Here is a 9,090-nt window from a genome sequence, read left to right as displayed (position 1 = left end):
CGAAAGTGGTGCCCGGAAGAGGACTCGAACCTCCACGCCCTTGCGAGCGCCAGCACCTGAAGCTGGTGCGTCTACCAATTCCGCCATCCGGGCACTGGGTAGGTGGCGGGCCTTAGGGGAGGCTCGTTGGTCTTGTCAACACGCACGATGCTAGGCAGAGGACAGATCGACATTCGAGAAGGCGCTTTCGATGAACAACAAGCTGGTGACTTTGATCGGCGGCGGGGGTTTCCTCGGCCGCTATGTGGCGCAGGCGCTGCTGGAGCGCGGTGCGCGCGTGCGGATTGCGCAGCGCGATCCGCGCCGGGCGTTCTTCCTCAAGACTCAGGGCGGCCTCGGCCAGACGCAATTCGTCGCGGTCGATATCACCAAGCCCGAATCGATCGCTCATGCGGTCGCCGGAGCGGATGCGGTGGTGAACCTGGTCGGCATCCTCAGTGGCGACTTCCAGAAGATCCAGGTCGATGGCGCGCGCATCGTGGCGGAAGCGGCCGCCCGCGCCGGCGTGGCCACGCTTGTCCACATGTCGGCGATCGGCGCGGATAGCGCGTCCGAATCGGCCTATGGCCGCTCGAAGGGCGAAGGCGAGGCTGCGGTCCGTGCCGCCTTCCCTACTGCAACGATCCTGCGCCCGTCGATCGTGTTCGGCCGCGAGGACCAGTTCCTCAACCGCTTCGCTGGAATGATCAGCAGCGCGCCGGTCGTGCCGGTGCTCCGCACCGGTACCAGGTTCCAGCCGGTCTATGTCGGCGACGTGGCGCAAGCCGTCGTCAAGGCGCTCGACGAACCCGCGCTCGCCGCGGGCAAGACGTTCGAGCTCGGCGGCCCCGACACGATCACGATGGGCGCCTTGATCCGCTGGATCGCCAAGACGACCGGCCACAAGCGCCCGATCGTCGAGTTGCCCGATACGATCGGTGCCGCGATCGCAGGGCTCGGCTTCCTGCCGGGCGCGCCGATCACCAAGGACCAGTGGAAGATGTTGGCCAACGACAATGTCGTCGCGGCTGGAGCGAACGGGCTCGATACGCTAGGGATCACGCCGACGCCGCTCGACGCTGTCGCACCGGTCTGGCTGGTGCGGTACCGCAAGGGCGGTCGTTTCTCGGCACCTGCCGCCGCCTGACGCGCGCGGCGGGACCGACCACCGATCACCGGCCTCGGGGGGCCGTAAAAGGGGACTTTCGTGAACGAGATCATCAGCATCATCCTCCTCGGCATCGTCGAGGGGGTCACCGAGTTCCTGCCCGTCTCCTCGACCGGCCATCTGATCCTCGCGACCAAGCTGCTGGGCTATGACGCGACCCGCTGGGGTGCGTTCAACGTGATCATCCAGCTCGGCGCGATCCTCGCCATCGTGGTGCTGTACTGGCGGACGTTCTGGGCGGTCGGCATGGGCGTGCTCAAGCGCGAGCCCAAGTCGTTGCTGTTCGTCCGCAACGTGCTCGTCGCGTTCGTGCCCGCAGCGGTGATCGGTCTTGCGATCCACAAGCAGATCGAGGCGTTGCTCGGCAATGCCGAGGTGGTGGCGATCGCGCTGATCGTCGGCGGGCTTGCGATCATCGCGGTCGAGCGGCTTGCCCCCAAGAGCGACATCGTCGGGGTCGCGGACATTCCACTGCCCAAGGTGATCGGGATCGGCTTCCTGCAATGCCTCGCAATGGTTCCCGGGGTCAGCCGGTCCGGCGCGACGATCCTCGGTGCGCTTGCGCTCGGCGTGGAACGGCGGACCGCGGCGGAGTTCAGCTTCTTCCTCGCGATCCCGACGATGCTCGGCGCGACGACGCTCGAACTGGTCAAGAACCGGCACGAGCTGATGAGCGGCCAGGGCGTCGGCCTGGGCGCGATCGCGCTGGGGTTTGCGGTGGCGTTCGTCGTCGCCTTGCTGGTTGTGAAGTGGTTCATCGGCGTGGTCACGCGCTACGGCTTCGTCCCGTTTGCGGTGTACCGGATCATCGCGGGTGCCGTTGCCCTCGCCTGGCTCTCGACACTTTAAGGCCGACTCGGTCCTAATAATACTCCGATCTTTGCGGCCTACCTATCCACGACCGCACTGGCCGGTTTAATAGGTCATATATGCTGACCATAATGTCGGTTTCACGGTGACAACGACATAAAAGTACGATATGCGCCGCCTTCTCGAAAGGATGGGTGCATGGCGGACTCTTTGCTGCTCAAGTTTGTAGATCGCGACCAGGCCTATCCGGCCAAGCGCGAGCCCGAGCTGCGGGCGGAGGATTTTGAGGAAATCGCGGATCGCTATGCGGTCCCCGATGCCGAGGAACAAGCCGGGCGCTGTTCGCAGTGCGGCGTGCCGTATTGCTCGGTGCATTGCCCGCTCCACAATCACATCCCCGACTGGCTCCGCCTGACCGCAGAGGGGCGTCTGCGCGAAGCCTATGAACTGAGCAACGCCACCTCGACCATGCCCGAGATCTGCGGCCGGATCTGCCCGCAGGACCGGCTGTGCGAGGGCAATTGCGTGATCGAATTCTCCGGCCACGGCGCGGTGACGATCGGCGCGGTCGAGAAGTTCATCACCGATACCGCGTGGGAAGAAGGTTGGGTCGAACCGCTCGTCGTCGGCCCCGCACGCGGCCAGTCGGTCGGCGTGATCGGTGCTGGCCCCGCTGGCCTGTCGGCGGCGGAATATCTCCGCGGCAACGGCTATGACGTCCACGTCTATGACCGCTATGATCGCGCGGGCGGATTGCTGACCTATGGCATCCCCGGGTTCAAGCTGGAGAAGCCAGTGGTCACGCGCCGCGTCGAACGGCTCAAGGCGGGCGGGATCGTGTTCCACGAGAGCTTCGAGGTCGGTCGCGATGCGACGCTCGACGAATTACGCCAGCGCCATGACGCGCTGCTGATCGCGACCGGCGTGTACAAGGCGCGCGCGATCAAGGCCCCCGGCGTCGAGCGTGACGGCGTGGTCGATGCACTCGACTTCCTCACCGCCTCCAACCGCAAGAATTTCGGCGATGCCGTCCCCGCGTATGACGATGGTAGCCTCAACGCGGCGGGCAAGCATGTCGTCGTGATCGGCGGCGGCGATACCGCGATGGACTGCGTGCGCACCGCGATCCGCCAGGATGCGGCGTCGGTGAAGTGCCTCTACCGCCGCGACCGCGCCAACATGCCGGGCTCGCAACGCGAAGTGAACAACGCCGAGGAGGAAGGCGTCGAGTTCGTCTGGCTCTCCGCGCCCGAAAGCTTCGTCGGCGAAGGCAGCGTGTCGGGCGTCAAGGCGAGCGCGATGCGGCTCGGCGCCCCCGATGCGAGCGGGCGACGCGCGCCCGAGATCGATCCCGAGGGCGGGTTCGACCTGCAGGCCGATCTCGTCATCAAGGCGCTCGGCTTCGACGCCGAGGATCTGCCGCGGCTGTTCGATGCGCCCGAGCTTGGCGTGACACGCTGGGGCACGGTGCTGGTCGACAACAAGACGCTGATGACCTCGCTCGACGGCGTGTTCGCGGCTGGCGACATCGTGCGCGGCGCGTCGCTGGTGGTGTGGGCGATCCGCGACGGACGCGACGTTGCGGCGAGCATGCATGCGTTCCTGAAGGCGAAAGCGAGTGCGGCGAGGAAAGCGGCATGAAATACGCCTGTATCGCCGCGGTTGCTCTGGCTTTCGGCGCGCCTTCGGCCTTTGCGCAGGGCGTGCCGGTTGCTGCCCCTAAAACCGCTGCTCCCCTCGATCCCGCTCGGCTGGCGGTGGCGCAGCGAATCGCGGCACGGCTCCTGCCCCCCGGCATCTACAAGCAGATCATGTCGGGATCGATGGATGCCATCGTCGGAAGCGTGGGCGGTGCCATGAAGGCCATGCCGCTTGGGCAGATCGCTCAGATGGGCGGGATGAAGGTCGAGGATGCGCAGAAACTCGACAAGATCGATCTGACGCAGATCATGGCCATCTACGACCCGCATTGGGAGGAGCGTCAGCAACGCATGATGCACGCGATGTTCGGCGCGATGGGCGAGTTCTTCACGACGATGGAGCCCGAGCTGCGCGACGGCATGGCGCGGGCCTATGCCAATCGCTTTTCGCTGGCCGAGTTGACCGATCTGGATCGCTATTTCGGAACGCCCACCGGGGCCAAATATGCAGCCACGGTCACCACGATCATGACCGACCCCGCAGTCATGAATTCGATGAAGGACATGATGCCCAAAATGATGCAGCAAATGCCGCATTTCATGGAGGTGGCCAAGCAGGCGACCGCATCGCTGCCGCCGCCGCGACGGATGGAAGACCTGACCCCGGCTGAGAAAGCGCGCCTCGCGAAGGCGATGGGTACCGAAGAGAACAAGCTGCAAGACCCCAAGGGCACATCATGACCAACATGGACTCCGAACGCCTCCGCCTCGCCGAGCACGGCATGTATCGCCCCGAATTCGAGGGCGATGCGTGCGGCGTCGGGCTCGTCGCCGCGGCCGATGGCACGCCGTCGCGCCGGGTCGTGCAATCCGCGATCGATGCGCTGAAGGCGGTGTGGCACCGCGGCGCAGTCGATGCGGATGGCAAGACCGGCGATGGCGCGGGCCTGCACATCGACTTGCCGCTCAAGTTCTTCGACGATGCGGTCGCCGCCTCGGGCCATCGCCAGATGCCCAACCGGCTCGCGGTCGGCATGATCTTCCTGCCGCGCACCGATCTCGGCGCGCAGGAGGCGTGCCGCACGATCGTCGAAAGCGCGATAATCGAGGAAGGCTATACCATCTATGGCTGGCGCCAGGTCCCGGTCGACGTGTCGGTGATCGGCCAGAAGGCGCAGGCGACTCGCCCCGAGATCGAGCAGATCATGATCGCGGGCCCCCTGCCCGGCGACCAGACCGCCGCCGAGTTCGAGAAGAACCTCTACCTCGTCCGCCGCCGGATCGAGAAGCGCGTGATCGCGGCACAGATCCAGGGCTTCTACGTCTGCTCGCTGTCGTGCCGGTCGATCATCTACAAGGGCCTGTTCCTCGCGGAATCCTTGTCGGTCTTCTACCCCGATCTGCGCGACCCGCGGTTCGAGAGCCGTGTCGCGATCTTCCATCAGCGCTATTCGACCAACACCTTCCCGCAATGGTGGCTGGCGCAGCCGTTCCGCTGCCTCGCGCACAATGGCGAGATCAACACGATCCGCGGCAACAAGAACTGGATGCTCAGCCACGAGATCAAGATGGCGAGCCTGTCATTCGGCGATCAGTCCGAGGACATCAAGCCGGTGATCCCCGCAGGCGCATCCGATACCGCAGCGCTCGATGCGGTGTTCGAGGCGATCTGCCGCTCGGGTCGCGACGCCCCCACCGCCAAGCTGATGCTGGTGCCCGAGGCAATGGCGGATTCGGTCGACATGCCCGCCGATCATCTCTCCATGTACCAGTATCTCGCGTCGGTGATGGAACCGTGGGACGGCCCCGCCGCGCTCGCGATGACCGATGGCCGCTGGGCGGTCGCGGGGATGGACCGCAACGCGCTGCGCCCGCTGCGCTATGTCCGCACGGTCGACGGGATCGTCATCGTCGGGTCGGAAAGCGGGATGGTCGTCGTCCCCGAATCGACGATCGTCGAGAAGGGTCGGCTCGGGCCGGGCCAGATGCTCGCGATCGATCTCGACGAGGGCGTGCTGTACCATGACCGCGCGATCAAGGATCAGATCGCGGGCGAGGCGGATTACGCCGCGATGATCGGCGCGTTCAAGCGGATCGAGGCGCTGCCGCAGCCCGCCGAGGACGCGATCATGCGTTTCGATCGCGCCGACCTCACGCGCCGTCAGGTCGCGGCGGGGCAGACGCTCGAGGACATGGAGCTGATCCTGTCGCCGATGGTCGAGGGCGCGAAGGAAGCGATCGGCTCGATGGGCGACGATACGCCGCTCGCGGTCATCTCGGACAAGCCACGCCTGATCAGCCAGTTCTTCCGGCAGAATTTCAGCCAGGTCACCAACCCGCCGATCGACCCGTTGCGCGAACGCCATGTGATGTCGCTCAAGACGCGCTTCGGCAATCTCGCCAACATCCTCGATACCGAGGATCGGCGCGACGGCGTGCTCGTCCTGCAATCACCCGTGCTCGACGGCACCGCTTGGGCGCAGCTCAAGGCGCATTTCGGCGCGCAGGCGGCAGAGATCGACTGCACCTTCGAGGCAGGCGGCGGGCCCGAAACGCTCCGTGCAGCCATTGCCCGCATCCGTGCCGAAGCAGTGACGGCGGTGCGCCAGGGCAAGAGCGAACTGTTCCTGACCGACATGGCGATCGGCGTCGACCGGATCGGCATCGCGGGCGTCCTCGCGGCGGCGGCGGTGCATACGCACCTCGTCCGCATGGGGCTGCGCTCCTACGCCAGCATCAACATCCAGACTGCGGAATGCCTCGACACGCATTATTATGCGGTGCTGATCGGCGTCGGCGCGACCACCGTCCACGCCTATCTGGCCGAGGCGTCGATCGCGGATCGCCAGGCGCGCGGGCTGTTCGGCGCGCTGACCCTCGCCGAATGTCTGGCCCGGCATCGCACCGCGGTGGACGAAGGGTTGCTCAAGATCATGTCGAAGATGGGGATCGCGGTGATCTCCAGCTATCGCGGCGGCTATAACTTCGAGGCGGTCGGCCTCAGCCGCGCTCTCGTCAACGACCTGTTCCCCGGCATGCCCGCGAAGATCTCGGGCGAAGGCTATGCCTCGCTCCACCTCAACGCGCAGCTTCGCCACGACAAGGCGTTCGACGAGGGCGTCGCCACGCTCCCGATCGGCGGCTTCTATCGCCAGCGCCACACCGGCGAGACGCACGCCTACTCGGCGCAGCTGATGCACCTGCTGCAGAACTCGGTCGCGACCGACAGCTATTCGACCTATCTGCAATTCGCGCGCGGGGTTGAGGCGCTGCCCCCGGTCTATCTGCGCGACTTGCTCCAGTTCAAATATCCCGACGAGGGCATCCCGGTCGACCAGGTCGAGGCGATCACCGAGATCCGCAAGCGCTTCGTGACGCCGGGCATGTCGCTCGGCGCGCTCAGCCCGGAGGCGCATGAGACGCTCGCGATCGCGATGAACCGGATCGGCGCCAAGGCCGTGTCGGGTGAAGGCGGCGAGGATACCGAACGCTTTTCCCCGCGTGCCAATGGCGACAACGCCAATTCGGGCGTCAAGCAGATCGCCAGCGGGCGCTTCGGCGTGACCGCGGAATATCTCAACGCCTGCGAAGAGATCGAGATCAAGGTCGCGCAGGGGGCGAAGCCCGGCGAAGGCGGGCAGCTGCCCGGTTTCAAGGTGACCGAGTTCATCGCCAAGCTGCGCCATGCGACCCCGGGGGTGACGCTCATCTCGCCGCCGCCGCATCACGACATCTATTCGATCGAGGATCTTGCGCAGCTCATCTACGACTGCAAGCAGATCAACCCGACCGCGCGGGTGTGCGTCAAGCTCGTCTCCTCCGCCGGGATCGGCACGGTCGCGGCGGGCGTGGCGAAGGCGCATGCCGACGTCATCCTGATCGCAGGCCATGTCGGCGGCACCGGTGCCTCCCCGCAGACCAGCATCAAATATGCCGGGACGCCGTGGGAGATGGGTCTTTCCGAGGTTAATCAGACTCTTACGCTCAACGGCCTGCGCGGGCGGATCAAGCTGAGAACCGACGGCGGGCTCAAGACCGGGCGCGACATCGTCATCGCGGCGATCCTCGGCGCGGAGGAGTTCGGGATCGGCACGCTGTCGCTCGTCGCGATGGGCTGCATCATGGTGCGCCAGTGCCATTCGAACACCTGCCCGGTCGGCGTCTGCACGCAGGACCCGAAACTGCGCGAGAAGTTCACCGGTACGCCGGAAAAGGTCATCAATCTCATGACCTTCATCGCCGAGGAAGTCCGCGACATCCTCGCCCGGCTGGGCTTCCGCAGCCTCGACGAAGTGATCGGCCGGACCGAATTGCTCCGGCAGGTCAGCCGCGGTGCGGAACATCTCGACGATCTCGACCTCAACCCGATCCTCGCCAAGGTCGATGCGCCCGACGACCAGCGCCGCTTCAGCCTGACGACGCGGCGCAACGAAGTCCCCGACAGCCTCGATGCGCAGATCATCAAGGATGCGGGCGCGGTGTTCAGCCGGCGCGAGAAGATGCAGCTGACCTATTCGGTCCGCAACACGCACCGCGCGGTCGGCACGCGGCTGTCGAGCGAGATCACGCGGACCTTCGGCATGTCGGCGCTCGCGGACGGGCATGTCCACGTCCGGCTGCGCGGGTCGGCGGGGCAAAGCCTCGGCGCGTTCCTGTGCAAGGGGATCACGCTCGAGGTGTTCGGCGACGCCAATGACTATGTCGGCAAGGGCCTGTCGGGTGGCATCATCGCGGTGCGCCCGGTGGTGAGCTCGCCGCTCGCGTCGCAGGACAATACGATTATCGGCAACACGGTGCTCTACGGCGCCACGTCGGGCAGCCTTTATGCGGCTGGTCAGGCTGGCGAACGCTTCGCCGTCCGCAACTCGGGCGCGAACGTCGTGGTCGAGGGCTGTGGGGCGAACGGGTGCGAATATATGACCGGCGGGACCGCGGTCGTGCTGGGACCGGTCGGCGCGAACTTCGGCGCTGGCATGACCGGCGGGATGGCGTTCATCTACGATGCCGACGGCAGCTTCGCGCGGCGTGCCAACCCTGACAGCATCACGTGGAACCGGCTGTCGTCGCTGCATTGGGAAGCGGTCCTGCTCGGCATGGTCCGCGCGCATCATGCCGCGACCGACAGCAAATGGTCGGGCGCGCTGCTCGACGACTGGGGCCGCGTGGTGGATCGCTTCTGGCAGGTGGTGCCGAAGGAAATGCTGACCCGGCTGAGCCATCCGCTCGACGACCGGGTGGAGCAGGTGGCAGCGGAGTAGCGAGGGAACGCTGCGCCTTGGCAGCAAAGCGCACCGGACTGGCCGCGCAAGAGCGTTCTTCATTGAGTTAAAGTTACCTCCCCGGCGAAGGCCGGGGTCCAAGAGTGGCGCGGTCGTTCTTTAGCGTTGCGCGAAGGAACGTCGGCCGGCGCAATTGGGCCCCGGCCTTCGCCGGGGGGGGGGGGTGATTGCAGCGAGGTGTTGCCTGCTGCTAACCCTACCCGGCCTTGCCGAT

5 protein-coding genes and 1 tRNA gene are annotated in these 9,090 nt (G+C 66.0%); 5 read left to right on the top strand and 1 reads right to left on the bottom strand.

Translation table 11 applies throughout. The annotated features are described in order from the left end of the window. Window positions 1–6: 6 nt before the first annotated feature. A tRNA-Leu gene (locus L8K25_RS09970) sits at window positions 7–93 on the bottom strand. 97 nt (window positions 94–190) lie between these two features. On the opposite strand from L8K25_RS09970, the gene L8K25_RS09965 reads away from it, so the two are divergent. From L8K25_RS09965 to gltB, 5 genes are all read left to right on the top strand, one after another. Then, window positions 191–1,126 (top strand): complex I NDUFA9 subunit family protein, encoded by a 936-nt coding sequence (locus L8K25_RS09965; RefSeq protein WP_242138704.1) that lies wholly within the window; start codon window positions 191–193, stop codon window positions 1,124–1,126. 60 nt (window positions 1,127–1,186) lie between these two features. Then, a complete protein-coding gene (locus L8K25_RS09960) occupies window positions 1,187–1,996 on the top strand; it encodes an undecaprenyl-diphosphate phosphatase (RefSeq protein WP_242138703.1) in 810 nt (269 codons plus the stop codon). Between the two features lie 159 nt (window positions 1,997–2,155). After that, window positions 2,156–3,598, top strand: a complete 1,443-nt coding sequence (locus tag L8K25_RS09955; protein WP_242138702.1) for an NAD(P)-dependent oxidoreductase — start codon at window positions 2,156–2,158, stop codon at window positions 3,596–3,598. Beyond that, window positions 3,595–4,338, top strand: a complete 744-nt coding sequence (locus L8K25_RS09950; RefSeq protein ID WP_242138701.1) for a hypothetical protein — start codon at window positions 3,595–3,597, stop codon at window positions 4,336–4,338. The genes L8K25_RS09955 and L8K25_RS09950 overlap by 4 nt, the downstream gene beginning before the upstream one ends. Further along, a complete protein-coding gene (gltB, locus tag L8K25_RS09945) occupies window positions 4,335–8,855 on the top strand; it encodes a glutamate synthase large subunit (RefSeq protein ID WP_242138700.1) in 4,521 nt (1,506 codons plus the stop codon). Before L8K25_RS09950 ends, gltB begins: the two co-directional genes overlap by 4 nt. The last annotated feature ends 235 nt before the right edge of the window (window positions 8,856–9,090 follow it).

The organism is Sphingomonas sp. TREG-RG-20F-R18-01, assembly GCF_022662475.1.
Taxonomy (GTDB): domain Bacteria; phylum Pseudomonadota; class Alphaproteobacteria; order Sphingomonadales; family Sphingomonadaceae; genus Sphingomonas.
The sequence above is the reverse complement of the archived record's forward strand: the minus strand, read 5'-3'. Positions and strand labels throughout refer to the sequence as shown.